This window comes from Pseudomonas mucidolens, assembly GCF_900106045.1.
In the GTDB taxonomy this organism is placed as follows: domain Bacteria; phylum Pseudomonadota; class Gammaproteobacteria; order Pseudomonadales; family Pseudomonadaceae; genus Aquipseudomonas; species Aquipseudomonas mucidolens.
This window is the reverse complement of record NZ_LT629802.1, coordinates 4,265,582-4,280,679: the sequence shown is the minus strand read 5'-3', so window position 1 is coordinate 4,280,679 and position 15,098 is coordinate 4,265,582. Positions and strand designations below refer to the sequence as shown.

Below are 15,098 nucleotides of genomic sequence, written 5' to 3'. Positions count from 1 at the left end.
GGATCAGCGCTTGCGCATCAAGCCGATAAAGAACAGCCCGCCGATGGCGGCAGTGGCGACACCGATCGGCAGGTCTTCCGGAGCAATCAAGGTGCGCGCGGCGACATCCACCCACACCAGGAACAGGCTGCCCAGCAGCACGCACGCCGGTAGCAAACGCCGGTGTTCGGCGCCCACCAGGCGCCGGGCAATGTGCGGCACCATCAAGCCGACAAAACCGATCGAGCCACTGATGGACACCAGCACGCCGGTCATCAGCGAGGCGATCAGAAATACCTTCAGCCGCACATTGCGCGCATTCAGGCCCAGGGTGACGGCAGTCTGCTCGCCGGCCATCAAGGCATTCAGCGGGCGCGCCATGCCCAATAGCAGCGCGAGCCCGAGCAACACCGTGGCGGTAGGAATCGCCAGCAGTTCCCAGCGCGCGAGCCCCAGCCCGCCGAGCATCCAGAACATCACTGCCGACGCCGCGCGATGATCGCCCATGAACAGCAGCAGGTTGGCCACCGCCATCATCACGAATGACACCGCCACGCCGCACAGCAGCAAACGATCGCTTTCGAGGCGGCCATTGCGGCTGGCCACCGCCAGCACCACCAGCATACTGAGCATTGCGCCGATAAAGGCGGCAATCGGCAGGGTCAGCAAACCAATGATTTCACCGACATGCAGCACCACGATCACCGCGCCCAGGGTGGCGCCGGAGGTCACGCCCAGCAGGTGCGGGTCGGCCAGCGGATTGCGTGTCACTGCCTGCAATACCGCGCCGATCAGCGCCAGCCCGGCGCCGACCAATGCACCGAGCAGCATGCGTGGTACACGAATCAGCCAGACGATATGTTCCTGGCCGACGGGCCAATTCACCTCACCAATACCCAGCACCTTGTGCAACAGGATCCGCCACACCACGTCCACCGGCACGTGTGCCGAGCCGAATCCCAGCGAGACCACGCAGGAGACCAGCAACAGGCCGCCAAGGACACTCAGCAGAAGAGCGTAGCGCCGGTTGATCATTCGCCGTGGAATCCTTTGGCCAGGGTTTCAACCGCCAGCACGTTGTCGATGCCCGGTGTGGCTTGCACATAAGGGATGACGATAAAGCGTCGGTTTTTGATCGCATCCACCGATTGCAGCGCGGGGTTGTCGAGCAGGAACTGTTGTTTCTGCTCGGCGGTGATTTCGCTGTAGTCGACGATCACGATCACCTGGGGATTGCGCTCCACCACGGTTTCCCAGTTGATCCGGGTCCAGCTGGCGTCCACGTCATCGAGGATATTGCGTCCCCCGGCGGCATCGATCAGGGCTTGCGGCATGCCCAGGCGACCTGATGTCATGGCGCGGTCTTCGCCGCTGTCGTAGAGGAATACCCGGGGTTTTTCGGCGGGCAGGGTCTTTTGCACCTCGGCCACCTGTTCCTGCATGTGCGCGATCAGTGCGTTGGCGCGGTCCTGCACATCGAAAATCTTGCCCAGGTTGCGCAGGTCGTTATAGGTGTCTTCCAGCGTGGCCGCCGGACGCTGCATGACGAAGGCGCATGACTCGGTCAATTCGTAGACGTTGATGCCCAGCGGCTGCAGGGTTTGCGGCGTAAGGTCGCCACCGACGCGCATGCCGTAGTCCCAGCCGGCGAAGAAGAAGTCGACATTGGCATTGAGCAGGGTTTCCACCGACGGGTACTTGCTGGCCAGCTCCGGCAAACCTTCGAGGATCCGTGCCATGTGCGGGGTGACCGCTTTCCAGCCGGTCACGCCGCTGTAGCCGACCATGCGCGGCTTGAGCCCCAGGGCGAGCATCATCTGGGTCATGTTGATATCGTGGCTGACCGCGTGTGTGGGGGCTTCTTTGAAGGTCACCACGCGGTTGCAGCTGTGGATCTTCAGCGGGTAATGCGTGGCTTCGGCGAACGCCTGGGTCGCACCGAACAACAGCGAGAGGCACAGCAGGGAGCGCAGGATCATGATTGGGTTATCCAGGTGATTCGGGGGTAGCCGGACAATGGGTGGGTGTCGATCAGCGCTTCGACACCAAACACGTCGCGCAGCAGTTCGGCGGTCAACACCTCGTGGGGCGTGCCGCTGGCGACGATGCGCCCGTGGTTGATCACGTACAGGCGATCACAGAAGGCGGCGGCCAGGTTCAGGTCGTGGATGCTGGCGAGGGTGCCGATTTTCAGGCGCTTGACCAGCTTCAAGAGTTCCAGCTGATAGCGTGGATCGAGGTGGTTGGTCGGCTCATCGAGGATCAGCAGTCGGGGTTGCTGCGCCAGGGCGCGGGCGAGGATCACACGCTGTTTTTCACCGCCCGAAAGGGTCGCGAACGCGTGGTCTTCAAAACCCAGCAGGCCGACCGAGTCGAGGGCCTGTTGGATCAGTTGCCGGTCTTCGAGGCTGTCACTGTCGAACAAACCTTTATGGGGCGTGCGACCCATGGCAACCACTTCATCGACCCGCAGGCCGAAGGCGTCGGGAAACTCCTGCAACACCACGGCGATGCGTTGGGCACACCAGCGTGAAGATTGTTTCCATAGGTTCTGGTGCTCGAGCAGCACCTCACCGTGCTCCGGTTTGCTGAAGCGGTAGGCGCAGCGCAACAGGCTGGTCTTGCCGCTGCCATTGGGGCCGATCAAACCGACGAACTCTCCCGCACCCACTTGCAGGCTGGCGTCACGCAGTTGGAACTGGTGATGACAGTGGCCATGCCCCAAAGGGGACCAGGCGAGGTGAGTGAGGGTGAGTGAGGTCATGCAGCGCTCATCAGAAGGTGTAGTCGGCGGTGACAAAGAACGAGCGCGGCTGGCCCAGGTTCCACTGTTGGCCGTCATTGTATTGGCTGACGGCCAGGTCAGCGCCGAGGCGCTGTCATGCAGCGCGAGTAGGCATTGCATTAAGTGTTATAAGTTAACACTTCTTGCGCTGAGGTTGAAAGCTCGCGCAAGACTATACAGTACCTCTAGGTTGGGCATCTCGCCCCTCTCATGAGGAAGGTGAGGTGGATTCACGTTGGCCGAACAGTCGTGAAAGCACCAGGCGATCCACTACCCACACCAGTACCAGCGACAAGCCCACCAACGGGAAAATGATCGCCAGGCCAAGCATGATCGCCATCGCGGTTTTCCATTTCGGTAGATCATGACGCAGCGGTGGAACGCCCAGGCCACCCTGTGGCCGGCGCTTCCACCAGATCACCACACCGCTGACGGCGCTCAGCAGAATCATCAGGCAAACCAGCAGCACGATGATCTGATTGATCACGCCGAACATCTTGCCTTCGTGCAACATCACCCCGGACTCGGTGGCTCGGGCGAGGTTGTTGTAGTGTTTCCAGCGCACGTCGGCGAGGACTTTGCCGGTGTATTGATCGACATGCAGCGTGGCGTCGTTGCGCGGGTCGTCGGCAAATACGGAGAGGGTAAATACCCCTTCGGCGGTGGTCGGGAAGGTGATGCTGTAGCCCGGCTCGACCTGGTGCGCGCTGGCCAGGTCCACCAGTTGTTGCAGGCTCACGGTCGGGGCGGCGGGGCCGTGGCTCTTGCCGCCGTGCTGCATGTGTTCGGCGTGCTCGCCGGACATCGGCATCGGTGTGTTTTCCATAGCCCAGGGCACGGTTTGTTGTGTGGCGGTATTAAGGCTGCGGGCCTGTCGGTCAGACTGCGGCACTTCGTTCCACATCGCCGCCGGAAAGCGGTTCCACAGGTCGGCGTATTGTTTGCCCCAAAACCCGGTCCAGGTCATGCCGCTCAGGAGCATCAGCAGCAGGAACGCGGCGCCCCAGAACCCGGTGACGGCATGCAGGTCACGCCAGAACAGGCGACCGCGACTGCCCAGGCGCGGCCATAAAATCCCGGCCGCCGACTTGCCGCGCGGCCACCACAGATACAGGCCCGACACCACCAGCATCACGCCCCAGCCCGCGGCCAGTTCCACCAGGCGATCGCCGAGGGTGCCGATCATCAGCTCGCCATGCAGCGCGCGTGCGATGGCTTGCAGGTTGTTTTTTGCGTCCTGCTCGCCGAGCACGGTGCCGCGATACGGGTCGACAAATACGTTCAGCTCGTTACCCGCACTCTGCATGACAAATTGCGCGCTGCGGCTGGCGTCCACCGGCGGCAGGTATTTGCTGATCGTGCCCTCGGGGTAGGCGGTCTTGGCCCGCTGCAGCAATTCGTCGGCGCTCAATACCTGTGCGGCCGGCTGCACCTTGAGCAGGTCGCCGTACATCAGCGGGTCGAGTTGCGGCTTGAACAGGTAGATGATGCCGGTCACCGCCAGCAGCACCATGAAGGGCGCGACGAACAGCCCGGCGTAGAAATGCCAGCGCCAGGCCAGGTTGTAGAAAGAAATTCGTTGAGTACTCATCGGGTGCTCCGCAAAAGGCATGTTATCGATCTAATGGTTAACCCTAAAACTGGTAGGAGCGGGCTTGCCCGCGAAGAACTTCTGAGCGCAGCGTTAAACCAGATGTGCTGCGTTATCGTTGGCATTTTTCGCGAGCAAGGGCTAGGCGCCCCCCTCGCTCCTACAGGGCGCGTTTAGAAACTCATGTCGACTTTGGTCCAGAGCGTGCGCCCCGGTTCGTTGATGGCTTGTGGGTCATTGGCCGGATAGCCGAACCCGGCGTTGCCGGCCAGGTTCAAGTGCTCGGAGTAGGCTTTGCCGAACAGGTTGTCGATGCCGGTACTGACCTTGAAGTTCTGGTTGATGCGGTACGCCGCGTTCAGGGAGAACACGCCGAAGCCGCCGCTCTTGTCGAAGTCCTTGCCGACCACGTTGCCCTTGTTCTGGTCGATGCGGTTTTGCGCCGCAACCACGCGCCACAAGGCGCCGGCGCTCCAGTCGTCTGCGCTGTAGCTCAGGCCGAACCGTGCATCCAGCGGCGGCATCTGTGGCAGGGCCTTGCCGTCGCTGCTGTTTTTGCCCCAGGCATAAGCCAGGGTGGCGTCGGCCTTCCAGTTGGGTGTCAGTTTGTAGGCTGCGCCCAGTTCACCACCCATGATCCGCGCGTCGATGTTCTGCGCCTGGGAGGTCATGCCCATCATGCCTGGGGTGTAATTGAACAAAATATAGTCGCGCACCTGGCCCACATAACCCGAAGCCCAGGCCTCCAGTTCAGCGGTCTTGTATTGCACACCGAAATCCAGTTGAGTGGTTTTTTCCGGCTTTACCGAATCGAAGGCGTTCACCGAGCCCGCAGGCCCGTTCTTGGGGGAGAACAGTTCCCAGTAGTCGGGGAAACGCTGCGCGTGGCCGAGTCCGGCGTAGAGCGTGGTCGGGCTGTCGGCCAGGTCGTGTTCATAACGCACGAAGCCGGACGGCAATGTGTCGGCGCGGGTGTTGCCGGCTGTGGGGTTGGCGCGGCTCATCATCCCGGAGCCGGTACGCTGGCGGAAATCCTTGGCCGAGGCGCGATCCAGGCGGGCGCCAGTGATCAGTCGGTGATTGTCGGCGGCGTACCAGGTCAGTTCGCCAAACACGCCGTAGTTATGAAAGTCAGCGTCCTTGTCGCGCGGCAGGCTCTTGTAAGTGTCGACGCCCGCGCTGCTGCGCTGGCGATGTTCGTTGGTCTGCGCGTCGATGCCGCCGATCAGTTGCACATCGGCCCAGCGCCAGGTCGCCTTGAGCCGGGCACCGAGGGTGCGGCGGTCGACGTTGGAGGCCATCGGCCCGGCCATCATCCCGCTGCCCGACGGCGTGCGCAGGCTGTAGTTGTCCATCACGTGGTCGGCGTAGTTGTAGTAGACCTGCGCCTCGATCTTGTCCAGCACTTCGCCGAGGTTGGATTTTTCAAAGCGCAGACCGAGGCTTTCGCGCAGGAATTGCGAACCGTCCATGCCGCGTCCGGCGTAGCGGGCTTCGCCGTCGCTACGGCCGGCAGTCAGTTCCAGCAGGGTGTCGGCATCTGGTGTCCAACCGAGGGCGACGTCACCGTTCCATTTGTCGTAGCGCGAGGCGACGCTGTCATTGTTGCCATCCTTGTAGTCATCGGCGTGGGCTTGGTTACCGATCACCCGGATGTAGCCCAACGAACCGCCGGCTGCGGCGTCCAGCACTTTGTCGAAACGCCCGTTGGAGCCGGCCAGGAGGCTCGCGTTGAGCCGTGTGCCCAACTCGCCGAACTGCTCCGGCTCGCGGTCGAACAGCACCGTGCCGGCCGAGGCGCCGGGGCCCCACAGCACGGTTTGCGGGCCTTTGATCACCGTCAGTTTGTCGTAGGTCTCCGGTGAAATGTACGACGTGGGCGCGTCCATGCGTCCAGGGCAGGCGCCGAGCATCATGCTGCCGTTGGTGAGGATATTCAGCCGCGAGCCGAACATGCCGCGCAGCACCGGGTCGCCGTTGGTCCCGCCGTTGCGCACTAGGGCAAAGCCGGGAATGGTCTTGAGGTAATCGCCACCATCGCTGGCCGGCACCGGTTGGCGCGGGTCCTTGGGGTTGGTGACAACCGTCAGCGGAGAGCTGGGGGCGACGGCGGTGATCACCGTCGGACTCAGTTCATTGGTGTGTTCGGCGTGTTCGTCGGCATGGACGTGGGGAGTTAACAGCGCGCCACACAAAACGGCGAGCACGGGGGTACATCCCATACGGGTGTCAGCAGGAAACCTGGACATGAAAAATTCCATCAATCAGTCGTAAACAACACGGCCAGCAGCCTGCGGCTGTCTGTTTTAAGTCGGCCGTGCGCAGTTGTTTTGATCAGTTGCCTACGACAGGACGGGAGGGGCGCGGCTGCGGGCGCCGGGGAAGATGCTCTGCCGGGCATGACCCAGGCGCGGTGCGGGGATCAGGGCCGTGGCCGGCGGCGGGGCGCCAAGGGCCACGAACGAGACGCTGCCGGGCAAGGCCGGGCAACTGAACAACAGGCTGCAATAGCCGCATTTCTCCCACAGCACGTGGTCGGCGGCGGGGGCTTTCTGGTGTTCGACAGGGTGCTGGGACGCGCCATGGCAAGTGTCGTCCATGGACATTTGCATGGACATGCCGGCGTGATGATTCATCGGCATCGCTTGGGAAATCAGCGGACCGATAAAGATCATCAGCATGGCGAACAGGCTGATCCAACTGCCGTGGGCAAGCCTCAAGGGCGTGCGGCGACGTGTGGCTGAGCTGTTGGCTGGAGCACCCATGAGCGGGAGACGGCGGCTTGGTTACTGGGCGTGCTGATGCTCGTGGGTGTTCATCGAGGGCGCTTTTTGTATCGACACCTTCACCTCGACCGGGCCAGCCTTTTCGAAGTTCAGGGTCAGTGGGAACTGCTGGCCATCCTTGAGCACAGTGCGGTCTTTAAGGCCCAGCAACATGACGTGGTAGGCCATGGGAGCGAAGGTCAGGTCGCCGCCGGCCGGGACGGTCACGCTAGGCACCTGCTGCATTTTCATCAGGTCGCCGTGCATCACGTGCTCATGCAGCTCGGCTTTTTCCGCCACTGGCGTATCGACGCTGAGCAGGCGGTCTGCTGTCTCGCCCTGGTTGTGAATCACAAAGTAGGCGGCAACCGTCGGCGCATTGGGCGGCAGTTCCTGTGACCAGGGATCGCTGACCAACAGGTCGCCGGCGGTGTAGTCATCGGCATTCGCGGCACTGAAAACGGGCAGCAGCAATGCCGCCAGAAGCAGGGAAGATTTGAACATGGCAGTTCTCCAGAACGATTCAGACGCAGGTCGATTGCGAAGTGATCAAACCGTTGGAGAGGCGCGAGGATTCAGACTTGGCCATTGCTGGCGCGGGGTGGGGGATTGCAGCGATGGAGGCGGCAGGCCCGGCACGACGTCAAGGCGTGTGACATACAACTGCGGCACATGCCCCGGCAGCGCCACCAACGGCGCCGAGCCCGAGCAGCACCAGCAATGCTGCATGTTGGAATGTTCGTCCTGTTGTGGTTCCGACAGGTCCAGCTTGGCCAGGGACATCGCCACCAGCGGACTGCCGTTGGACGAACAGAAACTGCCCCAGAGTAAGGGGTCAGCAGGGTTCTTACCGTGCTGCATCGCCCCGGCCATCGGCATCGCAAACGCGTTGAACAGCACTGCAAGGCAGGCAATCCAGGCAAATGCAAAGCGTTGACGGGCCATGGCGGATAATCCGTAGGGTTAAACGATCAGGTGGGTATTTAGCCTGATCGAGGTGGAGAAGTAAAAAGTGCCGGTGTGGTTTGGTGTCGCAGTGCTTTCAGAGTGTCGTGGCGTGTAACTTCAGGCCAAGGGCTTTCATGACCTTCATGATAGTCGCGAACTCGGGATTGCCAGTACTGGAGAGGGCTTTATATAGGCTTTCTCGTCCCAGGCCTGTGCTACGCGCCACTTGAGTCATGCCTTGGGCTCGAGCAATTTCCTCGAAACAGGCGTCTAGGCAGCCATTTCCAGGGGGCTTCAGATGCTCTGCTGCATCGAAACAAGTTAAGCGTCTAGTACCGCTTTTTGTGGCGAGGGGGCTTGTCCCCCGTTGGGCTGCGCAGCAGCCCTCAAACCAGCCGCCGAGGAGTGCCCCGATACGCCGCATTCTTCTTTATTGGGGCTGCTGCGCAGCCCAACGGAGGGCAAGCCCCCTCGCCACAGGATCGATTTCCATCCACAGCGATATCGAACGCCCAGCGCTGAAATGGCTTCCTTCGAATAAATCCCAACTGAGTGCTGTCAACGCTCGGACAGCGCATCCAGGATTGCCTTGACCGTGAAAAACTCCCGATCCACCTCCGCCAACACCGGCCGCTGCAACACCAGCACCGGCAACCCACGCTCGCGGGCTACCTCGAGCTTGGGCTCGGTGGCGCTGCTGCCGCTGTTCTTGCTGATCAATACGTCAATCTGCCGCCGCTCGAACAAGGCGCGCTCGTCTTCGAGCAAAAACGGCCCCCGGGCGCCGATCACCTCGCAGCGGGCATTGCCGGGATACACATCCAGGGCGCGCAAGGTCCAGAACTGCTCGGTGGGGATGTCGTCGAGGTGTTGCAGAGGCTCGCGGCCAAGGGTGAACAGCGGACGCTTGAAGGGTTTCAGCGCCTCCATCAAGCCGGCCCAGTCGCTGACTTCGCGCCAGTCATCCGCGACCTGCGGCTGCCATGCCGGCCGCCGCAGCGCCCAGCAGGGGATCGCGCACAGCTGCGCCGCACGGGCAGCGTTGGCACTGATTTGTGCGGCGTAGGGATGAGTCGCGTCGAGCAACAGGTCGATGCCTTTGTCGCGGATAAATTGCGCCAGGCCCTCGACACCGCCGTAGCCACCAACACGCACCTGGCAGGTCAGGTCGGTGGGCACGCGGCCGACGCCGGCCAGGCTGTAGATGTGTTGCGGGCCGAGGGTGCGGGCGATGGCCAGGGCTTCGGTGACGCCGCCCAGCAGCAGGATGCGTTTCATTCGGGCTTGATCACCTCAAGTAAGGTGATGGGCAGCGCCTGGCGCCAGGTGTCGAACTCGCCCAGCGGCTGGGCCTGGGCGACATGGATGCGGGTCAGCTCACCGCCATGCCGGGTGCGCCAGTCCATCAAGGTCATTTCGCTTTGCAGAGTCACCGCATTGGCCACCAGCCGGCCGCCCGGTCGCAGGTGTTGCCAGCAGGTATCGAGCACGCCGTCGCGGGTCACACCGCCACCGATAAAGATCGCGTCCGGCGCTTCAAGCCCCGCGAGGGCCTGGGGCGCACTGCCGCGAATCAATTGCAGGCCGGGTACGCCGAGGGCATCGCGATTGTGTTCGATCAGTTGCTGGCGACCTTCGTCGGCTTCAATCGCCAGGGCACGGCAACTGGGGTGCGCGCGCATCCATTCGATACCGATGGAGCCGCTGCCGGCGCCGACGTCCCACAACAATTCACCGGGAGTCGGTGCGAGGCGCGCGAGCGTCATGGCGCGCACATCGCGCTTGGTCAGTTGCCCGTCGTGTTTGAACGCTGCGTCCGGCAGCCCGGCCAGACGCGACAGGCGCGCAGTGTTGGGGGGCGCGAGGCAATCGATGGCTACCAGGTTCAAGGCAGCAATCGGCGGGTCTTGCCACGCCTCGGCGACGCCATCGATGCGGCGCTCAGCGGCGCCGCCCAGGTGCTCAAACACACTCAAGCGACTCGGGCCAAATCCTCTGGAGCGCAACAACCCAGCGATCGCGGCCGGGCTCTGGCCATCGTTGCTGAGCACCAGCAACCGCACGCCGCTGGACAGATGCGCATTGAGCGCCGCCAGTGGGCGTGCAACGACGGACAGCGTCACCACCTCCTGCAACGGCCAGCCCAGGCGCGCCGCCGCCAGCGACACGGAAGAGGGCGCCGGCAGGATCAGCAACTCATCGGCCGCGACTTGCCGCACCAGGCTGACGCCCACGCCGTAGAACATCGGGTCGCCGCTGGCCAATACACACAGCGGCTCGAAACGCCGTGCCAGCAGTGGTTCCAGGGAAAACGGGCTGGGCCACAGTTCGCGTTCGCCGCGAATGCACGTCGGCAACAAGTCCAGCTGGCGCTGGCCGCCAATGATCCGCGAGGCGCGCAACAGCGCATGCCGGGCATTTCTGCCCAGGCCCTTGAAGCCGTCTTCACCGATGCCTACTACCGTGAGCCAGGGCGACATATTGATTCCTTGAGCGACATCCGACGGTCAGGCTTTTCATGCGGTCGGACAAAGCAGGCATAATACCGCGCCTTTACCTGTGAACCGGTAGCCCCGTGAAACCACTGCCACTGTCCAATACATTGCGTCCCTCGGGTTGTCCGGGGTTGCTGCGTATTGTCCAGGCGCTGGACGGCGGGATTTGCCGGATCAAATTGGTCGGCGGTGCAATCCGTGCCGAACAAGCGCTAGCCGTGGCGGACGCGGCCCAACGCTACGCCGGTGGGGTGATCGAGGCGACTAACCGCGCCAACTTGCAAATTCGGGGTATTGGCCCTGAACACGATGGCCTGATCGCGCACCTGCTGGCTGCGGGTCTCGGGCCGACTACCGCGGGTGGCGATGACGTACGCAACCTGATGCTCAGCCCCGGCGCCGGTATCGATCGCGAACTGTTGTTCGACACCCGCCCACTCGCGGAGCAGCTTCTCGCGACGTTACAGTCCCGCCCGCGCTTTCATGAGTTGTCGGCCAAGTTCGCCGTGCAATTGGATGGCGGCGAGGCGCTGGCGATGCTCGAACATCACCATGACCTGTGGCTGTCGGCCTATGAGGCTAAGGGTGAAGTGCTGCTGGCGTTCGGCCTGGCCGGCTGCCCCGGGCATGACCAGCCATTGGCGGCCGTGTCCCTGGCTCAAGGCTATGAGTTGGTGGTCGCGGTACTGGAATTGTTTATCGACCTGGCCCGGCCTGACCAGACCCGCATGCGCCATCTGTTGGCCGAGATGTCTGTGGATAATTTTATCGGGCGTCTGCACCTGTCGTTGCTGCCCGTCGAGGGTTATCGACGACGTGACAACCCGGCAACCCTGCGCCTGGGAACTTATCCACAGCGTCGGCCACATCAGTTCTACGTAGCAGCGCTCGCACCCTTGGGGCGCCTGGATTCGACGATGCTCCAAGGTGCCGCGCACTTGGCGATTGAGCAGGGCGCCGGCACGCTGCGTTTCACACCGTGGCAAGGCCTGTTGCTGCCCGACCTGACGGCGCAGAACGCCATCCGCGTCACCGAGGGCCTGGCCCGGCTGGGCTTTCTCTGCTCCGCCGACCAGGCGCTGACACGCATGATCGCCTGCACCGGCTCCAGCGGTTGCGCCAAGGCCTTGGCCGACACCAAGGCCGACGCCCTGCACCTGGCCCGGTTGCTCCAGGCTGATGCGCAAGGGCCCGAGGTGCATCTGTCCGGCTGCCCGCGCACCTGCGCTGCCGCTCACACCGCGCCTGTCACCTTGTTGGCAGTCAGTCCCGGGCATTACGACCTTTATTTTCGCGAAGCAGGCCAGCCGGGTTTCGGCCGCTTGCACGCACGCACTCTTTCTATTGACGCGGCGGGCGCTCTGTTGCGCGCCTGCCCACGGAGCAACACCGATGATTGATTACATCCGCGACGGTCAGGAGATCTATCGCAACTCCTTTGCGATCATTCGTGCAGAGGCCAAGCTGGATCGGATCCCGGCCGACCTGGAAAAACTCGCGGTGCGGGTGATTCACGCCTGCGGCATGGTCGAGGCCATCGATGGCTTGCAGTTTTCCGAGGGTGCCGGCAAGGCCGGGCGTGAGGCGCTGGCCGCCGGTGCGCCGATCCTGTGCGATGCGCGGATGGTGTCCGAAGGGGTGACCCGTACGCGTCTGCCGGCCAACAACCCGGTGATCTGCACGCTGCGCGACGACAGCGTGCCGGGGCTCGCCCTGGAGCTGGGCAATACGCGTTCCGCTGCCGCCTTGGAACTCTGGCGTCCGCACCTGGCAGGCAGCGTGGTGGTGATCGGCAACGCGCCCACCGCGTTGTTCTATCTGCTGGAAATGCTCGATGCCGGGGCGCCAAAACCCGCGCTGATCCTGGGCTTCCCAGTGGGCTTTGTCGGTGCCGCCGAATCGAAGGCGATGCTCGCCGCTGACAGCCGTGGTGTGCCGTTCGTGGTCATGCAAGGCCGTCTGGGCGGCAGCGCCATGGCCGCCGCCGCCGTCAACGCGCTGGCTACGGAGATCGAATGATGCAGGCTCGTGGACGTTTGATTGGCCTGGGCGTCGGCCCCGGCGACCCCGAGTTGATTACGCTCAAGGCGCTGCGCTTGTTGCGCGAATCGCCGGTGGTGGCGTATTTCGTGGCCAAGGGCAAAAAGGGCAACGCATTCGGCATTATCGAAGCCCATTTGGTGCCCGAGCAGACGCTGGTGCCGCTGGTCTACCCGGTGACCACCGAAGCGCTGCCAGCGCCACTGTCTTACGAACAGGTGATCAGCGATTTCTACGACGGTGCCAGCGTCGAGGTGGCGGCGCATCTGGATGCCGGTCGTGACGTGGCGGTGATCTGTGAGGGCGACCCGTTCTTCTACGGTTCCTACATGTACCTGCATGACCGTCTGGCCGAACGCTACGACGCGCAAGTCATCCCTGGCGTGTGTTCGATGCTCGGCGGCGCCTCGGTACTGGGTGCGCCGCTGGTGTATCGCAATCAGAGCTTGTCGGTGCTGTCCGGGGTGTTGCCCCACGAGGAACTCAAGCGGCGCCTGGCGGATGCCGATGCGGCGGTGATCATGAAGCTGGGGCGCAACTTCACCAAGGTGCGTCAGGTATTGCAAGAGTTGGGACTGGCCACGCGTGCGCTGTATGTCGAGCGCGCCACCATGGCCAACCAGAAAATCGTGCCGCTGGAGCAGGTCGAGCCGATGTCCTCGCCGTATTTCTCGTTGATCATCGTTCCCGGTGAAAGGTGGCAAGGTTGAGGGCTCCCGCGCTTGTCATTCTGGGCCAGGGCAGCCTCGCCACTGCACGCACGATCCAACAGATCTACCCGGATACCTTGATCCACGGTTTGATCGGGCGGGTTGAAGGCGCTGATCAGGGCTATGAGGAATTCGGTGCCACGCTGCGCGAGTTGTACCGGCAGGGCACGCCCATCATCGCCCTGTGCGCTGCAGGCATTGTGATCCGTACGCTGGCGCCATTGCTGCTGGAAAAAGGTGAAGAACCGGCGGTGCTGGCGGTGGCCGAAGACGGCAGCGCGGTCGTGCCGTTGCTCGGAGGCCTGGGTGGGGTGAACCGGATGGCGCGTGAAATCGCCACGGCCTTGGGGACTGCCGCCGCCATTACCACCAGCGGCGAACTGCGTTTCGGCACCTGCCTGCTCAACCCGCCCGATGGTTATCAGTTGGCTGACCTGGCGTTGGGCAAGCGCTTCGTCTCGGACCTGTTGGCCGGTGAACGGGTACGTATCGAAGGTGCCGCGCCCTGGCTGGATCAGGCCAACTTGGCGCAGGACCCGCAGGCGCGCCTGACGATTCATGTGGGCAATGCCGAGCGCGTGCCGGCGGCCAATGAGTTGCTGATCTATCCGAAAAACGTGTGGGTGACGTGCCGTCCTGGCCTGGGGTTGGCGACGCGGATTCAGGAGGCTTTGCAGCAGGCGGCTATCGCGCAGCAATCCCTGGCGTGCCTGCTCGCGGATGAGGCCGATATGGCCAGTGAGCAACTGCATGCAGCCGCTCAGGCGTTGGCTGTTCCGCTGCGCTTTGCGGCGTTGGCGGGTGAGCAGCGTGCCGACATCGTGATCAACTCGTCGCTCGAGCCCGTGGATCTGTCGCGGATCGGTCGCTGCCGTGGCCGCCTTGCCGTCATTGGCCTCGGCCCTGGCGCTGCCGAGCTGATGGTGCCTGCGGTCAAGGCCGAACTGGCGCGTTGCACCGATGTGCTGGGCTACGAAACCTACGTACGCATGGCGGGGCCGTTTCGCGCTGATCAGGTCCAGCATTGCACTGACAATCGTGAGGAAATGCAGCGTGCCCGGCATGCCTTCGAGCTGGCCGCCCAAGGGCGCTCCGTGGTGGTGGTGTCGTCCGGTGATCCGGGGGTATTCGCGATGGCCGCGGCGGTACTCGAGGCATTGCACGAGTCCAGTGATCCGGCCTGGCAGCGCGTCGACCTGGAGATCCTGCCGGGCGTCTCGGCGTCCCTGGCCACGGCCGCCCAGGCGGGCGCGCCGCTGGGGCATGACTTCTGCGTGATGTCGCTGTCGGACAACCTCAAGCCCTGGTCGATCATCGAGAAACGCCTGGACCTGGCTGCCCAGGCCGACCTTGTGCTGGCGTTCTACAACCCGATCTCCCGTGCTCGCCCGTGGCAACTGGGCCGCGCCCTGGCGATCGTCGCGCAACACCGCACGAGCGCAACGCCGGTGGTGCTGGGACGGGACATCGGTCGTCCGGGCCAGACGCTGCGTACCACCACCTTGGGTCAGTTGACCCCGGACCAGGTGGATATGCGCACCATGGTGTTGATTGGTTCGTCCACCACCTGCGCCTTCCCACGGGACGGTGGCGGTGAGTGGGTGTACACCCCGCGTTGGTATGGTGAAAAACCATCGTCGTGACATCCCAGCGGCCCCGCAACGGGGCCGCTGAAGTCTGAAACCGCATGCGCCTGACGCACGACAGATCGTTTTACCGGGCGCTTTTAACGACGCTGCGGCACGGACTTTTCTGTTCTCGTCGAGGAATGACACCGTACAGATT

General features: G+C 63.3%; 15 protein-coding genes. 4 read left to right on the top strand and 11 right to left on the bottom strand.

The window, feature by feature from the left end:
• Window positions 1-3: 3 nt before the first annotated feature.
• From BLU75_RS19750 to cbiE, 11 genes are all read right to left on the bottom strand, one after another.
• Window positions 4-1,014 (bottom strand): FecCD family ABC transporter permease, encoded by a 1,011-nt coding sequence (locus tag BLU75_RS19750; RefSeq protein WP_084380923.1) that lies wholly within the window; start codon window positions 1,012-1,014, stop codon window positions 4-6.
• Window positions 1,011-1,958: an ABC transporter substrate-binding protein gene (locus BLU75_RS19745; RefSeq protein WP_084380924.1), complete on the bottom strand. Its 948-nt coding sequence runs from the start codon at window positions 1,956-1,958 to the stop codon at window positions 1,011-1,013. The genes BLU75_RS19750 and BLU75_RS19745 overlap by 4 nt, the downstream gene beginning before the upstream one ends.
• Window positions 1,955-2,743 carry an ABC transporter ATP-binding protein gene (locus BLU75_RS19740; RefSeq protein WP_084380925.1) on the bottom strand — a complete coding sequence of 263 codons (789 nt, stop codon included), beginning with the start codon at window positions 2,741-2,743 and terminating at the stop codon, window positions 1,955-1,957. Before BLU75_RS19740 ends, BLU75_RS19745 begins: the two co-directional genes overlap by 4 nt.
• Before the next feature lie 229 nt (window positions 2,744-2,972).
• A complete protein-coding gene (locus BLU75_RS19735; protein WP_084380926.1) occupies window positions 2,973-4,355 on the bottom strand; it encodes a PepSY-associated TM helix domain-containing protein in 1,383 nt (460 codons plus the stop codon).
• Window positions 4,356-4,528: 173 nt separating this feature from the next.
• Entirely contained in the window at window positions 4,529-6,604 is a 2,076-nt protein-coding gene (locus BLU75_RS19730; protein ID WP_084380927.1) for a TonB-dependent copper receptor, read from the bottom strand.
• A 93-nt stretch (window positions 6,605-6,697) separates the two neighbouring features.
• Window positions 6,698-7,120, bottom strand: a complete 423-nt coding sequence (locus BLU75_RS19725; RefSeq protein WP_084380928.1) for a DUF2946 domain-containing protein — start codon at window positions 7,118-7,120, stop codon at window positions 6,698-6,700.
• 21 nt (window positions 7,121-7,141) lie between these two features.
• Window positions 7,142-7,624 carry a copper chaperone PCu(A)C gene (locus tag BLU75_RS19720; RefSeq protein ID WP_090221540.1) on the bottom strand — a complete coding sequence of 161 codons (483 nt, stop codon included), beginning with the start codon at window positions 7,622-7,624 and terminating at the stop codon, window positions 7,142-7,144.
• 45 nt (window positions 7,625-7,669) lie between these two features.
• The gene (locus tag BLU75_RS19715) at window positions 7,670-8,065 is read right to left on the bottom strand and encodes a DUF2946 domain-containing protein (protein ID WP_084380930.1); all 396 of its coding nucleotides are present in this window, start codon (window positions 8,063-8,065) and stop codon (window positions 7,670-7,672) included.
• A gap of 97 nt (window positions 8,066-8,162) precedes the next feature.
• Window positions 8,163-8,366, bottom strand: a complete 204-nt coding sequence (locus tag BLU75_RS27965; RefSeq protein WP_231982687.1) for an addiction module antidote protein — start codon at window positions 8,364-8,366, stop codon at window positions 8,163-8,165.
• Window positions 8,367-8,626: 260 nt separating this feature from the next.
• Complete coding sequence (locus BLU75_RS19705; protein WP_084380932.1) at window positions 8,627-9,346, bottom strand: cobalt-precorrin-6A reductase; 720 nt, start codon at window positions 9,344-9,346, stop codon at window positions 8,627-8,629.
• Window positions 9,343-10,548: a precorrin-6y C5,15-methyltransferase (decarboxylating) subunit CbiE gene (cbiE, locus tag BLU75_RS19700; protein ID WP_084380933.1), complete on the bottom strand. Its 1,206-nt coding sequence runs from the start codon at window positions 10,546-10,548 to the stop codon at window positions 9,343-9,345. The genes BLU75_RS19705 and cbiE overlap by 4 nt, the downstream gene beginning before the upstream one ends.
• Window positions 10,549-10,658: 110 nt before the next feature.
• On the opposite strand from cbiE, the gene cobG reads away from it, so the two are divergent.
• Genes cobG through cobJ form a run of 4 tightly spaced genes read left to right on the top strand, consistent with a single transcriptional unit; the run spans window position 10,659 to window position 14,956 of the window.
• The gene (gene cobG / locus BLU75_RS19695) at window positions 10,659-11,963 is read left to right on the top strand and encodes a precorrin-3B synthase (protein WP_278045755.1); all 1,305 of its coding nucleotides are present in this window, start codon (window positions 10,659-10,661) and stop codon (window positions 11,961-11,963) included.
• Entirely contained in the window at window positions 11,956-12,582 is a 627-nt protein-coding gene (locus BLU75_RS19690) for a precorrin-8X methylmutase (RefSeq protein WP_084380934.1), read from the top strand. The genes cobG and BLU75_RS19690 overlap by 8 nt, the downstream gene beginning before the upstream one ends.
• A complete protein-coding gene (locus tag BLU75_RS19685; RefSeq protein WP_373863664.1) occupies window positions 12,579-13,313 on the top strand; it encodes a precorrin-2 C(20)-methyltransferase in 735 nt (244 codons plus the stop codon). The genes BLU75_RS19690 and BLU75_RS19685 overlap by 4 nt, the downstream gene beginning before the upstream one ends.
• The gene (gene cobJ / locus BLU75_RS19680; RefSeq protein ID WP_090221539.1) at window positions 13,310-14,956 is read left to right on the top strand and encodes a precorrin-3B C(17)-methyltransferase; all 1,647 of its coding nucleotides are present in this window, start codon (window positions 13,310-13,312) and stop codon (window positions 14,954-14,956) included. Before BLU75_RS19685 ends, cobJ begins: the two co-directional genes overlap by 4 nt.
• Window positions 14,957-15,098: the final 142 nt, after the last annotated feature.

Excerpts from the sequence above, each read along its gene's own strand:
- BLU75_RS19730 (WP_084380927.1), bottom strand. The coding sequence starts at position 6,604 with ATGTCCAGGTTTCCTGCTGACACCCGTATGGGATGTACCCCCGTGCTC.
- BLU75_RS19685 (WP_373863664.1), top strand. The coding sequence starts at position 12,579 with ATGATGCAGGCTCGTGGACGTTTGATTGGCCTGGGCGTCGGCCCCGGC.
- BLU75_RS19750 (WP_084380923.1), bottom strand. The coding sequence starts at position 1,014 with ATGATCAACCGGCGCTACGCTCTTCTGCTGAGTGTCCTTGGCGGCCTG.
- BLU75_RS19735 (WP_084380926.1), bottom strand. The coding sequence starts at position 4,355 with ATGAGTACTCAACGAATTTCTTTCTACAACCTGGCCTGGCGCTGGCAT.
- BLU75_RS19740 (WP_084380925.1), bottom strand. The coding sequence starts at position 2,743 with ATGACCTCACTCACCCTCACTCACCTCGCCTGGTCCCCTTTGGGGCAT.
- cbiE (WP_084380933.1), bottom strand. The coding sequence starts at position 10,548 with ATGTCGCCCTGGCTCACGGTAGTAGGCATCGGTGAAGACGGCTTCAAG.
- BLU75_RS19745 (WP_084380924.1), bottom strand. The coding sequence starts at position 1,958 with ATGATCCTGCGCTCCCTGCTGTGCCTCTCGCTGTTGTTCGGTGCGACC.
- BLU75_RS19705 (WP_084380932.1), bottom strand. The coding sequence starts at position 9,346 with ATGAAACGCATCCTGCTGCTGGGCGGCGTCACCGAAGCCCTGGCCATC.
- BLU75_RS19690 (WP_084380934.1), top strand. The coding sequence starts at position 11,956 with ATGATTGATTACATCCGCGACGGTCAGGAGATCTATCGCAACTCCTTT.
- BLU75_RS19720 (WP_090221540.1), bottom strand. The coding sequence starts at position 7,624 with ATGTTCAAATCTTCCCTGCTTCTGGCGGCATTGCTGCTGCCCGTTTTC.
- BLU75_RS19725 (WP_084380928.1), bottom strand. The coding sequence starts at position 7,120 with ATGGGTGCTCCAGCCAACAGCTCAGCCACACGTCGCCGCACGCCCTTG.
- BLU75_RS19715 (WP_084380930.1), bottom strand. The coding sequence starts at position 8,065 with ATGGCCCGTCAACGCTTTGCATTTGCCTGGATTGCCTGCCTTGCAGTG.